Origin of the sequence: Sphingomonas sp. SORGH_AS_0870, assembly GCF_031453175.1 — a bacterium.
Lineage (GTDB): Bacteria > Pseudomonadota > Alphaproteobacteria > Sphingomonadales > Sphingomonadaceae > Sphingomonas.
The window spans coordinates 2,671,658-2,686,029 of the sequence record NZ_JAVIYW010000002.1; the positions used below are offsets into that span (position 1 = coordinate 2,671,658).

The 14,372-nt window shown below is 66.1% G+C and carries 15 protein-coding genes, 1 pseudogene and 1 other annotated feature; of the genes and pseudogenes, 11 read left to right on the top strand and 5 right to left on the bottom strand.

All coding sequences use genetic code 11. From position 1 onward, the window contains the following. Positions 1 to 39 precede the first annotated feature (39 nt). The 4 genes from hppD (at position 40) to QE363_RS12475 (ending at position 3,478) form a co-directional block, all read left to right on the top strand. A complete protein-coding gene (gene hppD, locus QE363_RS12460; protein WP_309695670.1) occupies positions 40 to 1,101 on the top strand; it encodes a 4-hydroxyphenylpyruvate dioxygenase in 1,062 nt (353 codons plus the stop codon). 102 nt (positions 1,102 to 1,203) lie between these two features. Then, on the top strand, positions 1,204 to 2,493 hold the full coding sequence (gene hmgA / locus QE363_RS12465; RefSeq protein ID WP_309695671.1) for a homogentisate 1,2-dioxygenase: 1,290 nt from the start codon (positions 1,204 to 1,206) through the stop codon (positions 2,491 to 2,493). Beyond that, positions 2,490 to 3,122 (top strand): maleylacetoacetate isomerase, encoded by a 633-nt coding sequence (gene maiA, locus QE363_RS12470; protein WP_309695673.1) that lies wholly within the window; start codon positions 2,490 to 2,492, stop codon positions 3,120 to 3,122. Before hmgA ends, maiA begins: the two co-directional genes overlap by 4 nt. Continuing rightward, the gene (locus QE363_RS12475; RefSeq protein ID WP_309695675.1) at positions 3,119 to 3,478 is read left to right on the top strand and encodes a Rieske (2Fe-2S) protein; all 360 of its coding nucleotides are present in this window, start codon (positions 3,119 to 3,121) and stop codon (positions 3,476 to 3,478) included. Before maiA ends, QE363_RS12475 begins: the two co-directional genes overlap by 4 nt. Here the strand turns inward: QE363_RS12475 and QE363_RS12480 are convergent. Next, complete coding sequence (locus QE363_RS12480; protein ID WP_309695676.1) at positions 3,468 to 4,364, bottom strand: PEP-CTERM sorting domain-containing protein; 897 nt, start codon at positions 4,362 to 4,364, stop codon at positions 3,468 to 3,470. The genes QE363_RS12475 and QE363_RS12480 overlap by 11 nt on opposite strands. A gap of 80 nt (positions 4,365 to 4,444) precedes the next feature. On the opposite strand from QE363_RS12480, the gene QE363_RS12485 reads away from it, so the two are divergent. From QE363_RS12485 to QE363_RS12505, 5 genes are all read left to right on the top strand, one after another. After that, positions 4,445 to 4,720, top strand: a complete 276-nt coding sequence (locus QE363_RS12485) for a metal/formaldehyde-sensitive transcriptional repressor (RefSeq protein WP_309695678.1) — start codon at positions 4,445 to 4,447, stop codon at positions 4,718 to 4,720. A 19-nt stretch (positions 4,721 to 4,739) separates the two neighbouring features. Continuing rightward, positions 4,740 to 5,711, top strand: a complete 972-nt coding sequence (dmeF, locus tag QE363_RS12490) for a CDF family Co(II)/Ni(II) efflux transporter DmeF (protein WP_309695680.1) — start codon at positions 4,740 to 4,742, stop codon at positions 5,709 to 5,711. A gap of 35 nt (positions 5,712 to 5,746) precedes the next feature. Next, positions 5,747 to 6,382: a L,D-transpeptidase family protein gene (locus QE363_RS12495; protein WP_309695682.1), complete on the top strand. Its 636-nt coding sequence runs from the start codon at positions 5,747 to 5,749 to the stop codon at positions 6,380 to 6,382. A gap of 223 nt (positions 6,383 to 6,605) precedes the next feature. Next, positions 6,606 to 8,780, top strand: coding sequence for a TonB-dependent hemoglobin/transferrin/lactoferrin family receptor (locus tag QE363_RS12500; protein ID WP_309695684.1), 2,175 nt, complete (start codon positions 6,606 to 6,608; stop codon positions 8,778 to 8,780). A 13-nt stretch (positions 8,781 to 8,793) separates the two neighbouring features. Next, positions 8,794 to 9,768, top strand: a complete 975-nt coding sequence (locus QE363_RS12505) for a DUF6607 family protein (protein ID WP_309695686.1) — start codon at positions 8,794 to 8,796, stop codon at positions 9,766 to 9,768. Positions 9,769 to 10,099: 331 nt separating this feature from the next. Here QE363_RS12505 and QE363_RS12510 read toward each other — a convergent pair. From QE363_RS12510 to QE363_RS12525, 4 genes and pseudogenes are all read right to left on the bottom strand, one after another. Then, positions 10,100 to 10,327: pseudogene (locus tag QE363_RS12510) on the bottom strand (NADPH-dependent FMN reductase); the annotation flags it as partial. After that, positions 10,327 to 11,613, bottom strand: coding sequence for an arsenic transporter (locus QE363_RS12515; RefSeq protein ID WP_309695688.1), 1,287 nt, complete (start codon positions 11,611 to 11,613; stop codon positions 10,327 to 10,329). The pseudogene QE363_RS12510 and the gene QE363_RS12515, both read right to left, overlap by 1 nt. Next, on the bottom strand, positions 11,613 to 12,041 hold the full coding sequence (gene arsC / locus QE363_RS12520; protein WP_309695690.1) for an arsenate reductase (glutaredoxin): 429 nt from the start codon (positions 12,039 to 12,041) through the stop codon (positions 11,613 to 11,615). Before arsC ends, QE363_RS12515 begins: the two co-directional genes overlap by 1 nt. A gap of 11 nt (positions 12,042 to 12,052) precedes the next feature. Further along, positions 12,053 to 12,385, bottom strand: a complete 333-nt coding sequence (locus QE363_RS12525) for a metalloregulator ArsR/SmtB family transcription factor (protein WP_309695692.1) — start codon at positions 12,383 to 12,385, stop codon at positions 12,053 to 12,055. A gap of 155 nt (positions 12,386 to 12,540) precedes the next feature. Between QE363_RS12525 and QE363_RS12530 the strand changes: the two genes are divergently transcribed. Both QE363_RS12530 and QE363_RS12535 read left to right on the top strand, forming a co-directional pair. Beyond that, positions 12,541 to 12,837 (top strand): hypothetical protein, encoded by a 297-nt coding sequence (locus tag QE363_RS12530; RefSeq protein WP_309695695.1) that lies wholly within the window; start codon positions 12,541 to 12,543, stop codon positions 12,835 to 12,837. A 294-nt stretch (positions 12,838 to 13,131) separates the two neighbouring features. After that, positions 13,132 to 14,363 (top strand): IS3 family transposase gene (locus QE363_RS12535; RefSeq protein WP_309690612.1). Its coding sequence is split into 2 segments (ribosomal slippage): positions 13,132 to 13,423 and positions 13,423 to 14,363, totalling 1,233 coding nucleotides; the frame shifts between segments, so codons are not numbered across the junction. After that, positions 13,416 to 13,532 (top strand) — a sequence feature (AL1L pseudoknot). Its footprint overlaps the gene before it by 117 nt. Positions 14,364 to 14,372 lie beyond the last annotated feature (9 nt).

Genomic DNA, 14,372 nt, shown 5'->3' on the forward strand with positions numbered 1-14,372 from the left:
ATTTAGTCTCCAACGTTACTGGATCAGGAGTTGGACGTCATGGCAACCACCCCGAACAATCCGCTGGGCCTCGACGGCTTCGCTTTCTGCGAATTCACGACCCCCGAACCCGACATGCTGGCGCGCCAGTTCGACATGATGGGCTTCGTCCCCACCCATCGTCACCCCGCCAAGGCGATCACCCGCTACAAACAGGGGCGCATCACCCTGCTCCTCAACGCCGAGGCCGAAGGCCAGGCCGCCGAGTTCCGCAGCGAGCACGGCCCCTCGGCCAGCGGCATGGGCTTTTACGTGGCCGATCCGGCGGAGGCTTTCGACCATGCGGTGAAGGGCGGCGCGGTGCCGGTCGACGCGGCGCGCGGCTGCCTGAGCCCGGACGCCCGGGCGATCGAGGGCATTGGCGGCAGCTATCTCTATCTGGTCAAGGCGGGCGACGACCTGTTCGCCGACTGGACCGAGGTGGCGGGCTGGCACCAGGCGGAGGCCGAGAACAATGTCGGGCTCGACCTGCTCGACCATCTGACCCACAATGTCCGTCGCGGCGAAATGCGGACCTGGTCGGGCTTCTATTCCAAGCTGTTCGGTTTCGAGGAGCAGAAATATTTCGACATCAAGGGCAAGGCGACCGGGCTGTTCAGCCAGGCGATGATCGCCCCCGACAAGGCGATCCGCATCCCCCTGAACGAGAGCCAGGACGAGAAGAGCCAGATCGAGGAATTCATCCGCGAATATAATGGCGAAGGCATCCAGCATCTCGCGCTGACCACCGACGACATCTACGAGACCGTCGAAAAGCTGCGCGCGCGGGGCGTCCGGCTGCAGGACACGATCGAGACCTATTACGAACTGGTCGACAAGCGCGTGCCCGGCCACGGCGAGGATCTGGACCGGCTGAAGCGCAACCGCATCCTGATCGACGGCAATGTCGGGGAAGAGGGCATCCTGCTCCAGATCTTCACCGAGAATATGATCGGCCCGATCTTCTTCGAGATCATCCAGCGCAAGGGCAATGAGGGCTTTGGCAACGGCAATTTCCAGGCGCTGTTCGAGAGCATCGAACTCGACCAGATCCGTCGCGGGGTGATTACGGTCGACGCCTGACCAGGATCGACCGGCCGGCACGGCGGGGCCACGCCACAGGGGCGCGGCTTCGCCGTGACCGACGGCGTGGCGGGTAGAAGTGCCCGGACAAAGGAGAGGATCATGAACGAGACGGCAACCCCGCGCTACATCCCCGGCTTCGGCAACCACATCGCGACCGAGGCGGTCCCCGGCGCGCTGCCCATCGGTCGCAATTCGCCGCAGCGCCCCGCCTTCGGCCTCTATGCCGAGCAGCTGTCGGGCACCGCCTTTACCGCGCCGCGTCACGAAAACCGCCGTTCCTGGCTCTATCGCCTGCGCCCGACCGCCGAGCATCCGCCCTATCGGCCCTATGACGGCGCGCCGCGTTTTGCGGCCGGCACCAGCGACGCCCCCCTGCCCCCCAACCGGCTGCGCTGGGACCCGGCACCGATGCCGTCCGCCGGGACGGACTGGCTGGACGGCATGACGACGATGCTCGCCAATCGAGACCCCGCCGATCTGGAGGGCGTGGCGGTGCATGTCTATGCCTGCAACCGCGACATGACGCGGGTCTTCGTCGACGCCGATGGCGAGCTGGTCTTCCTGCCGCAATCGGGGCGCCTGACGATCCTGACCGAACTGGGCCGGATCGACATCGCGCCCGGCGAGATCGCGCTGGTGCCGCGCGGCGTGCGCTTCCGCATCGAGTTGCCCGATGGCGAAGCGTCGGGCTATGTCGCCGAGAACCATGGCAGCCTGTTCCGCCTGCCCGACCTGGGACCGATCGGCGCCAACGGCCTGGGCAATCCACGCGATTTCGAGACGCCCGTCGCCTGGTTCGAGGATCGTGACGAGCCCACCCAGGTCGTCCAGAAATTCCTCGGCTCGCTCTGGACGATGACGCTCGACCACAGCCCGCTCGACGTGGTGGCCTGGCACGGCAATCTGGCGCCGTGGCGGTACGATCTGTCGCGCTTCAACACGATCAACACGGTCAGCTTCGACCATCCCGATCCGTCGATCTTCACCCTGCTGACCTCGCCCAGCGACGTGCCCGGCCGGGCCAATGCCGATCTCGTGCTGTTCCCGCCGCGCTGGATGGTGGCGGAGGATAGCTTCCGTCCGCCCTGGTTCCACCGCAACGTCATGTCGGAGGCGATGGGCCTCATCACCGGCGCCTATGATGCCAAAGCGGAGGGTTTCCGTCCCGGCGGGCTGTCGCTGCACAATCTGATGGCGGGGCACGGCCCCGACCTCGCCAGCTGGCAGGCGGCGAGCACCGCCGACCTCAGGCCGCACCGGATCGAGGGGACGATGGCGTTCATGGTGGAAAGCTGCTGGCCCTATCGCCCCACCACCCATGCGCTGTCGCACGCCCAGCTCGACTATGACGCGGTGTGGAAGGACTTCCCCAAGGCCCAGCTGCCATGAACCTGACGCTCCACGGCTATTGGCGGTCGAGCGCGGCCTATCGCGTCCGGCTGGCGCTGGCGCTGAAGGGCCTCTCCTATGACAGCGTGTCGCACGACCTGCGAACGGGCGCGCAGCGGGCGGAAGCATATCGCGCCCTGCAACCGCAAGGGCTGGTGCCGGTGCTGGACGGCCCAGACGGCGCGCTGATCCAGAGCCCGGCGATTCTCGAATGGCTGGAGGAGAGCTATCCCGATCCGCCGCTACTTCCCGCCGATCCGGCTGGCCGCGCGGTGGTGCGCGCCATGGCGGCGATCGTCGCATGCGACATCCATCCGATCAACAATCTGCGCGTCCTGACGGTGCTTCGCCAGGACATGATGGCCGATGAGGATGCGGTCCGGCGCTGGATTGCCCACTGGATCGCGGAGGGCTTTGCCGCGCTGGAGGAGCTGATCGCGCGGCACGGGCGCGGCTATGCCTATGGCGACACCGCGACGCTGGCCGACTGCCATGTCCTGCCGCAGGTCTATAATGCCGAGCGGTTCGCGGTCGACCTCAGCCCCTACCCGCATCTGACCGCCGCCGCCGACCGGCTGCGAAGCCGCACCCCCGAAGCCGCGCCCGAAGCGCAGGAGGACGCGGGATGAGCGACGAACGGCTGACCGCCACCCCGGCGGGAATCGCGCTCGGCCCGCTGGAGACGATCGCGGACGGCGCGGCGCGCAACTTCGTGATCCAGATGCGTGCCGGACGCTTCCACGGCTTCGTCGTCCGACGCGGGACCATGGTGCATGGCTATGTCGACCGCTGCCCGCATATGGGCCTGCCGCTGGCGCAGGAACTCGATGCCTATCTGACCCCCGACGGCGAGCGCATCGCCTGTTCATGGCACGGCGCGCTGTTCGCGGTCGAGGACGGGCATTGCCTGGGCGGCCCCTGCATGGGGCAGGCGCTCACCCCCTGGCCGGTCGCCGTCCGCGACGGAAAGATCGTCACGGAATAGCTTGCGTCAGCTCGGCCTGGGCGATCGCCTGCAACCGGCCGACCACGCGCGGGTCGAGGCCCAGATCACGCCCCGCCCGCTCCTGCTCGCCCAGCCGCCGGACGTCATAGCCGGTCACTTTTCCGAATACGACCAGCGCCTCCAGATAATAGCCCGCCGCGCTGGCATGATACTGGTCCCAGGTCCACAGATCGACCTGGCCATAGGCAATGCCGTCATAGGGGTTCGGATCGGCCACCCGGTCGCGCCATGCCCGGTTCCAGGCCTGGCCCACCGGGATCGCCCCCGCAATCTCCGGATTGCGACGCAGGGCATAGGCATTGCCCGCCGCCAGATCGTCCGCCATCGCGTCGATCGGCTTGCCCCGCCACGGACTGGGGGTGCGATAGGTCAGGTCGGCGCGGCTCCAGGTGGTGACCAGTTCGATGCGGACGCGCGGATTGGCGCGGCGGAGCATCGACGCGATCAGCCCCGCCGCCTCGGCATGGCGGGTCGGATCGCCGGGGCGCTGCGCATCGAGCGTGCTGTAATCCTGCAGGATCACGACATCCCAGCGCCCATCGATCTCACGCCGTTTCTGCTCGTAATGGAACGCCAGATCCTTGCCCGGCGAGGTCTCCAGACTGACCGTCCAGTTCTGCCCCGCCTCCTCGGCAAAGGTCTTGAACAGCGCGGGCACGCCTCCGATCCCCTCATTGTTGAGATCGCGGACCAGATCGGGGCGATAGCGCATGACCGGCGAGTGGGCGCCGAAGGTGAAGCTGTTGCCGACGAACAGGATCGTCTCCGCCCGAACCGGCAGAGCCGCCGTGCCCGCCAGGAACGCCGTCAGCGCCACACTCCATCGCCGCCATGCCTTCACGTCCGCCGCCTCCTGCCGTTGCATCCGCCACCTTGGCCGAACCGAAGCCGCCCCGGCAAGCCGTCTTGCGGAAACACCCAATATACCCTATACCCCTATGCGTTATGGCACATGTCACCACCAGCAAGGAAAAGATCGTCGCACGCGTCCGCCGCATCGCGGGGCAGGTCGCGGCGATCGAGCGATCGGTGACGGCGGATGCCGATTGTGCCGAGACGCTTCATCTGGTGGCGGCGGTGCGGGGTGCGGTGGCCGGGTTGATGGACGAGCTGGTCGAGGATCATCTCCACGCCCATGTCGCCGCCCCCGACCTGGGCGACGCCGAGCGGACCGCCGCCGCCGCCGAGCTGGCCAAGCTGCTTCGCCGCCATTTCCGCTGAGTTCCCATCCCGTGACCCGATGCTGCCGAAGGACCCGACCGTGACCGCCCACAGCCATGATTATCTGGGCCATGCCCATGACGAGAATGCCCGGCGCACGCGGGCGGTCGTCTGGCTGTCGGCCGGAATGATGGTCGCGGAGATTGTCGCGGGCTATCTGACCGGATCGATGGCGTTGCTGGCGGACGGCTTTCACATGGCGACGCATGTCGGCGCCCTGGGGATCGCCGCGCTCGCCTATTCCTATGCCAAGAAGCATGTCGCCAATCCCCGTTACAGCTGGGGCACGGGCAAGGTCGGCGAACTGGCGGGGTTTGGATCGGCCATGGTGCTGGGCATCGTGTCGCTGGGCATCGCCTATGAGTCCGTCGTCCGGCTCGGCGATCCGCATCCGGTCGCGTTTCGCGATGCCATATTGGTCGCGGTGCTGGGCCTGGCGATCAACCTGATCAGCGCGTGGATGCTGGGCGGCGGCCACGGGCATGATCACGGACACGGGCACAGCCATGGGCATGGACATGACCACGGCCATCATCATGGGCATCATCATCACGACCATGCCCATGACCGGCATGGTGGCGATACCAATATGCGCGCGGCCTATATCCATATCCTTGCCGATGCGCTGACCTCGGTCATGGCGATCGTCGCGCTGGTTGCGGGCCGCTATCTGGGTTGGGTCTGGCTCGACCCGGCGGTGGGTCTGTTGGGCGCGCTGGTCATCGCCAACTGGGCGGTCGGGCTGATGCGACAGGCCTCGGCCGTGCTGCTCGACGCCGCCGATCCCAGGCTGGCCACCGAAGTGCGCGAGCGGATCGAGGCGTCCGGCGATACGCGCATCCACGACTTCCACATCTGGCGGATCGGCCCGACCGCCCATGCCGTCGTTCTGTCGATCGAGGGGATCGGCACCGCGCTGGACTGTGCGGAGGTCCATCGCCGCCTGGATGGCATGCCCGCGGTCGGCCATGTGACGGTCGAAATCCGGTAACGCTTCGTTGAAGCCATTCTGCTAAAGCGCTGTCCATGCGCCCCTTGCAGCTTCTGGCCGGTGCGATCCTGATCGGTGCCCTGGGTGGCGGCGTGATGCTGATCCGGCATTCCGCCGATGCGGACGCCACGCGGGCGAAGGTCGCGGCGGCGCCACAAGCGTCGGCTACCCGTCCCCCCGCGCCCTCTCCCAGCCCTAGCCCCTCGCCCGCGCCTTTCGTCGTGCGCCGCATTCTGGACCTGAAGGCGCCGCTGCACCATGGCGACTTCGTGTGGGACGAGAGCGGCGCGCCGCAGGGGCCGGTGGTGATTACCGTCGACCTCGCCGCGCAGGTCGTGTCGATCTTTCGCGACGGCTATGAGATCGGCACGGCGGCGATCATCTATGGCGCGGACAATATGCCGACCCCGCTCGGCGTCTTTCCCATCCTGGAGAAGGACGCCGACCATGTGTCCAACCTCTATGATGCGCCCATGCCCTATATGTTGCGGCTGACCCGCGACGGTGTGGCGATCCATGGCAGCGATGTCCGCTATGGCTATGCGACCCATGGCTGCGTCGGCGTGCCCACCGCCTTTGCACGCAAATTGTTCGCCGCGACGCGGATCGGTGACCGGGTGATCGTCACCAACGGCAAGCGGCTCGCCATGGGACAGAGCATCGTCGGGTAAAACGCATTTCCCGCACAGCCCTATTAGATCACAGCTATTTCAATAGCTTGCACCAAATACCTCTGGCCAGAAACCAAAACGTGACATGAAATCCGCGTAATTGGCGATGCACTACCCCTAGCGTTAGCTCGCAGAACTTAATGCGAGTCATTTGCATTTTTCCATTGAGAATTGCACCTTAGCGTCTTATTGCGAGTGATAGGCAATAGATGAAAGGGGTCATATGCTTCTGGCGCTCGCCGTAATGGCTGCGATCGGGGAACCCGGGGAAAAGGCCGACGAAAAGACCGAACAGCGCGACATCGTCGTGACGGCGACCCGCGCGCCGATCGAGGCGCGGGATGCGCCGGTCACCATCTCGGTCAAACGCGCCGAGACCATCGCCGACGAACTGGCGACCGACATCAAGGATCTGGTCCGCTTCGAACCGGGCGTCAGCGTCCGCCGCGCGCCCACCCGCTTCGGCGCCGCATCGGGATCGACCGGACGAGCGGGCAATGAAGGCTTCGTCATCCGCGGCATCGGTGGCAATCGCGTGCTGATCCAGGTCGACGGCGTACGCGTGCCCTACGGCTTCAGTTTCGGGGCGCAGGATGCCGGGCGCGGCGACTATGTTGACATCGGCCTGATCAAGTCGGTCGAATTCCTGCGCGGTCCCGCCTCGGCGCTCTATGGCAGCGACGGGCTGGCGGGTGCCGTCAGCTTCGTCACCAGCGATCCCTCCGATATTCTGGGCGACAAATCCTTCGGCGGATCGCTGCGCACCCAGTATAATTCGGCGGACGAGGAGTTTACCCAGTCGGGCATCGTCGCGGGCCGATCGGGCGCGGTGTCGGCCATGCTCGCCTATACCCGGCGCGACTTTTCCGAACTGAAGAACCGGGGCGATGTCGAGGGCACCGGCGTCACCCGCACCGCGCCCAATCCGCAGGACGGCCACTCCAATGCCCTGCTGGGCAAGCTGGTCTGGAACGTCGCGCCGGGCCACCGCCTGCGTGCGACCGGCGAGTATCTCGGCAACCGCGTCGCCACCGACGTGCTCACCGGAATCAACACCAGCGTCGCCGGGTTGCAGGCCCGCGACACCGCAGAGCGCTGGCGCGGCGCGCTCGACTGGACCTATGACGGGACCGGCCTGATCGAGTTCGCACGCGCCGCCGCCTATGTCCAGAATGCCGAGGATCGCCAGTTCAGCGCCGAGGACCGCCGGACGCTGGCCGACCGCACCCGGCTCAACACGCTGGAGAACCGGGTCTATGGCGGCTCGGGCGAGGTCCGGCTGGGCTTCTCGACGGGGGCGATCACCCACCGGCTGGTGACGGGCACCGATGTCAGCGTGCTGCGCCAGCGGGGCGTCCGCGACGGCACCGTGCCGCCGTCGGGCGAGACATTCCCGACCCGCGCCTTTCCGACGACCGACTTCGCCCTGGCCGGGGCCTTTGTCGGGGATGCGATCGGCATCGGGCCGGTGACGCTGCACCCGGCGCTGCGCTATGACTGGTATCGCCTGTCGCCCCGGCGCGATCCCCTGTTGCCGCAATTCACCGGCGCCGGGCAATCCGCCGATCGGGTCAGCCCGCGCATCGGCGCGGTCGTCACGCTCACCCCGATGGTGCGACTGTTCGCCAGCTATGCCCGCGGCTTCCGCGCGCCCGAGCCGGGGCAGATCAATCAGTTCTTCTCCAACCTCGCCTTCGGCTATACCTCGATCCCCAATCCGAACCTTCGCCCGGAGACAAGCGAGGCGGTCGAGGCCGGATTGCGGCTGAACAGCGATGCCGTGGACCTGTCGGCGAGCGTCTTTCGCGCCGATTACCGCGACTTCATCAGCCAGGAGGTGGTGGGCGGCCGCTTCACCCCCAGCGATCCCGCGCTGTACCAGTTCATCAATCTCGACCGCGCGAGCGTGAAGGGCGCCGAAGCCCGGTTCGAGGGGCGGGCCCGCAACGGCCTGACCGGCCAGCTCGCCATTTCCTATTCGCAAGGGAACCAGATCGCCGCCGACGGCACCCGCAAGCCGCTGGCGACGATCGACCCGCTCAAGCTGGTGATGGGGGTGGGCTGGCGCGAACCCGGCCAGGGGCGCTTCGGCGGTCAGGTCGTGATGACCCACAGCGCGCAAAAGGCGGCGCGGGACACCACCAGCCTGTGCTCCACCACATGCTTCCGACCGGCCGCCTTCACGATCCTCGACGCGACGCTGTTCGCGAAGCTGACCGACACGCTGACCATGCGCGCGGGCATCTTCAACCTCACCAACGCCACCTATGCCTGGTGGTCCGATGTGCGCGGCCTGTCGGTGCCGCGCCCCCTCCCCACCGGCACCGCCGATGTGCCCCCCGCCGCCTTCACCCAGCCGGGACGCAACGCCAGCGCGTCGCTCTCCTTGCGCTTCTGAAAGGACTGACCCGATGATGAACCGTCCGATGCTGATGCTGGCCGCGCTCGCGCTGCTCCCCGTTCCCGCCCATGCCGATGGCCCGGTGAAGCAGACCATGGCCGAGGCCCAGGCCGCCAAGGCCGCCGACCGGGCCGAGATCCTGGCGATGGCGGGCGATTACAAGGTCCGCTTCGACATGCAGGAAACCACGCCCTGGGCGGCGGGCTATGTTCCGCTGGAGCGCAAGATTTCCGGCGGCAACGAAGTGGTCAGGGTGATCGAGGACACGCCCGACCATATCGCGCTCCAGCACCTTCTGGTCGTCGAGCATGGCGGCAAGACCCATGTCATCAAGCATTGGCGGCAGGATTGGGATTATCAACCGTCCCGCGTGCTGGTCTATGCGGGACCTGGCCGATGGGTGTGGGAGGCCGTGCCCGAGCGGATGCGCGCCGGGCGCTGGTCGCAGACCGTCTATCAGGTCGACGACAGCCCGCGCTATGCCGGATGGGGCCAGTTCGAGACGCAAGCCGGCGTCCGGCGCTGGCGGTCGAACTGGACCTGGCGCCCCCTCGCCCGCCGCGATGCGGTCCGCCATCCGGTCTATGACCGCTATTATGCGATCAACCGGCACCAGCCGACCCCGACCGGCTGGATCCATTGGCAGGACAATACGAAGATGGGCCTGAAGGACGGCAAGCTCGTCCCCATCGTCCAGGAATCGGTGCTGAACAGCTATGAACGCTTCGACGGCTATGACGTGAAGGCCGCCGACACCTATTGGGCGAAGACCAGCGCCTATTGGGCGGCGGTGCGGGCCGCATGGCAACGGGTCGCCGACACCAAGGGCGGTATCGCGATCCAGGAAGAGCCCGAAACCGGCACCGTGATCAGCGGCCGCCTGCTGACGATCGCCGACGAGATCCAGGCGGGCAAGATGACCAACGCCGCCGGAACGGCCGAGGCCATCGCGCTGATCGACGGACATACGAAGCGGATCGGGTGATCGGCTGACGGGTCCGTTCGCATTTTGCCGTCGATCACGACCCGCCGGTTTGCCGACCGGCGGGTCGAACGGCTTGGTGACGTGGCTTTTGTCGGCCCAAGCGTGTGGCGTTTAATTTCGGGGTTCAAGGTCGCGTTGCGGCGATCATCGTCCGGCGATCGGAAATCTGCCGAGCAGGACCTTCATTTCAGAATGGAGCGGGTGAAGGGATTCCGTTCCATGATTTGGCCACACTGAAACCCGCGGAAAACTGCGGTTTCTAGATCGTCCGAAAGGCTATGTGCTACAGTTTGGTGCCCAGATCAATGCGCCTTCCCTGCAACAGATTCAGCAGCCTCGATGGATTGAAGATGCGCGTTTCGCAGCCGAAGAAACGAAGCAGTCGCGCCGCCTCTTCGACGCACAGGCGCGAATAAGACCGCTCACGCAGCGACCCGCAGAGCAGCAGGATGCGGGGCGGCGGATCGCCAGCGCCCAGCCCGAGAGCGGGGCGATCGAGCGCATAGCGCCGGTCGAGCGCGGGCAGATGATCGGGGTCGGCAAGGTCGCGGAGAGGCATCAGGCGATCCCAATTCGCAGCGCGAGCGCCGCCAGCGTGATGAGCAGGACAGGCACGGTCAGCATGACCCCGACCCGGAAGTAATAGCCCCATCCGACGCGCACGCCCTTCTGCCCCAGAACGTGCAGCCACAGCAGCGTCGCGAGCGAGCCGATCGGCGTCAGCTTGGGGCCGAGGTCGCAGCCGATCACGTTGGCGTAGATCATCGCTTCCCTGACGGCCCCGGTCGCGTGCGTTGCGTCGATCGACAGCGCGCCCACCAGAACGGTCGGCATGTTGTTCATCACCGACGACAGGACCGCTGCGATGACGCCCGTGCCCAGCGCAGCGCCCCACACGCCGCCTTGCGCGCTGCTATCGAGCAGCGCCGCCAAATGATTGGTCAACCCCGCGTTCCGTAGGCCATAGACGACCAAGTACATGCCGAGCGAGAAGATGACGACCTGCCACGGGGCGCCGCTCAGCACCTTGGCCGTGGGGATCACGTGGCCCCTCCCTGCGATCACCAGCAGCAGGATCGCGCCGGCAGCGGCCACGGCGCTGACCGGCACGCCGAGCGGTTCGAGCAGGAAGAACCCCGCGAGCAGCAGGGCGAGCACGATCCATCCGGCGCGGAACGTTGCGGCATCGCGGATCGCCTCGCGCGGCGCGCGCAGCGCCCGCACGTCATAGTCTGTCGGTATGTCGCGCCAGAAGAACAGCAGCAGCGCCGCCAGCGTCGCAGCGATCGACACGAGGTCGACTGGCACCATCACAGCCGCATAGTCGCCGAACCCGACGTGGAAGAAGTCGGCCGACACGATGTTGACGAGGTTCGACACGACCAGCGGCAGACTGGCGGTGTCGGCGATGAACCCGGCCGCCATGACGAACGCCAGCGTCGCCTTATCCTTGAACCCCAGCGCCCGCAGCATGGCGATGACGATCGGCGTCAGGATCAGCGCAGCACCGTCATTGGCGAACAGCGCGGACACGCCTGCGCCGAGCAGCACGATCAGGACGAACAGTCGACGACCATGCCCACCGCCCCAGCGCGCGACGTGCAGCGCCGCCCACTCGAAGAACCCCGCTTCATCGAGCAATAGGCTGATGACGATGATCGCGACGAACGCGGCGGTCGCGTTCCAGACTATGCCCCATACCACCGGCACGTCGGACAGGGTGACGACGCCCGCGAGCAGTGCCACGACCGCCCCGCCCATCGCGCTCCACCCGATCCCGAGGCCCTTGGGTTGCCAGATGACGAGCGCGATCGTCGCGACGAAGATCAGGATGGCAAGAAGCATCAGGCGACGCGCTGGCCCGACGCATCGACCACCTCTTCGCCGTCCTCCTTTGCGAACGCGGCAAGCTGGTCGCTCGGCAGCAGATCGAGGACGGTTTCGGACGGGCGGCACAACTTCACGCCGAGCGGCGAGGCGACCAGCGGCCGGTTGATGAGGATCGGGTGTACCATCATCGCATCGACCAGAGCATCGTCGGATAGCGACGTGTCGCCCAGGCCCAACTCCGCATAGGGCGTCCCCTTCTCGCGCAGCAGACCGCGGGGCGTCATGCCGGCGCGGTCGATCAGCTCGACCAGCAGCGCACGCGCGGGTGGGGTCTTCAGATACTCGACCACATGCGGCTCGATGCCGGCATTGCGGATCAGCCCAAGGGCGTTGCGCGACGTGCCGCATTCCGGATTGTGATAGATGACGATATCGACAGCCACGGGGCGTTCTTTCAGCAGCAGGGGGCGAGTTCGGCGATGAGCGGCGCGCACAGTTCCGCGTTGCCCGCACAGCAATCCTTGACGAGGAACAGCGTCAGCACCCGCAGGCCGTCGAGGTCGGCGCGGTAGATGATCGACCGGCTATGGCGTTCGGAGCGGACCAGTCCCGCGCGGGCGAGAATACCAAGGTGCGCGGACATGGTGTTCTGCGGGACGTTGAGTTGGCGGGCGATTTCGCCAGCCGCCATCCCGGCGGGTTCGTGGCGCACCAGCAGCCGGAACACATCTAGGCGCGTTGCCTGTGCGAGAGCGCCGAATGCAGCGATTGCCGAATCAGTTTCCATATATCCAGCATAGTGGATTCGTTGCTATTGTCATCCTGATGGATCGCTTCGGCCTACCCGATCTTACCCAAGTCAGATTCTGCTAGGTGCAGGCTTTCTTCATGCGATTGCCATCGAGTTGGCGGCGTGGACGCGCCAGCCTATAAAGACAGACGATGAGCAGTTCGGCCCCTTCTCAGACCCTGTCTGCGCCCTTGAGCGCCCAGCGGTGTGACGCGATCGGAACACTGCTTGCCGCCGTGTCGCGCATCGTCGGTGCAAGGGCTGACCGCCGTCGCGGCGGCGCCGGTGTATATCGTTGCCTGCAGTCGATCATCGTGACGCTATTTTCGATCGGCATGCTGGTTTGGCTGCGTCTGCAATCGGGCATCCGTCGTATCAGCGCTGCTCTCAACCCACTTGCGCTGCAACGGTTTTTGAATCGTCCGCCCCAACGCTGGGCGGCACCATAACCGCCGTCGCCATTAAATCCCGCGCCTGACCGACACGGTAATGGCGCAAGATGACAATGTGCCAGTCGGATTGACCTGCCGAATGCCTCATCCTGCGGTATCGTAGGTATCGTAGGTATCGTAGGTATCGTAGGTATCGTAGGTATCGTAGGTATCGTAGGTATCGTAGGTATCGTAGGTATCGTAGGTATCGTCTGGCTCGCAGATGGTGAGTGATACAATGAAGAAGAGTGACGAATGGCTCTGAAGCGCGCCGGGTTTGTCGGAGGCCCCAACTCCTGAGAGGAAGGGGCTATGACGAGCAAGACGACGAACAAGTTTTCGCCTGAGGTGCGCGCGCGTGCGGTGCGGATGGTGCTGGACCATGAGAAGGATCACCCGTCGCGCTGGGCAGCGGTGGTATCGATCGCGGCGAAGATCGGATGTGCAGGCCAGACGCTGCACGAGTGGGTGAAGAAGGCCGAGATCGACAGTGGCGCCCGCGCCGGGGTGCCGAGCGATGTTGCCGCCCGGATGAAGGCGCTGGAACGCGAGAACCGCGAGCTGCGCCAGGCCAACGAGATCCTGCGTAAGGCGTCGGCGTATTTTGCGATGGCGGAGCTCGACCGCCGAGTGAAGTGATGGTGTCGTTCATCGACGCGCATCGCAAGGCGTACGGGGTCGAGCCGATCTGCCGGGTCCTGCCGATCGCCCCGTCCACCTATCATGCTCATGCAGCCAGGAGGATTGAGCCGACCAGACGGTCGGCTCGGGTTCGGCGTGACGATGCGCTCGGACCGGAGGTGCGCCGCGTGTTCGAGGAGAACTTCCGCGTCTACGGCGTGCGCAAGGTCTGGCGGCAACTGCGACGCGAAGGGTTCGACGTCGCTCGCTGCACTGTTGCCCGCCTGATGCGGGCGATGGGTCTGGCCGGCGTGATGCGCGGCAAGCCGGTGCGCACCACTGTCGGCGACAGGACGGCCCTATGCCCGCTCGACCGGGTGAACCGGCAGTTCCGCGCGCCAGCACCGAACATGCTGTGGGTATCGGACTTCACCTACGTCGCGACCTGGGCGGGGTTCGTCTACGTGGCGTTCGTCATCGACACCTACGCCCGCCGGATCGTTGGCTGGCGCGCCAGTCGGAGCGCACATGCCGGCTTCGTCTTGGATGCGCTCGAGCAGGCGCTACATGACCGACGGCCGATGCGGGGTGGCGGCCTCGTCCACCATTCCGACCGCGGCAGCCAGTACGTGTCCATCAAGTACACCGAGCGCCTGGCCGAAGCGGGCATCGAGCCGTCAGTCGGCAGCGTCGGCGACAGCTATGACAACGCTTTGGCGGAAACCATCAACGGCCTCTACAAGGCCGAGGTGATCTACCGCCGCGGGCCGTGGCGAAGCTTCGAGGCGGTCGAGTACGCCACGCTGGAATGGGTGGACTGGTTCAATCATCGCCGGCTGCTCGAGCCTATCGGCAACATTCCGCCCGCCGAGGCCGAAGAGCAATACTATGCTGCCGCGAACATCGTCGATATGTCAGCGTGACTCACATCC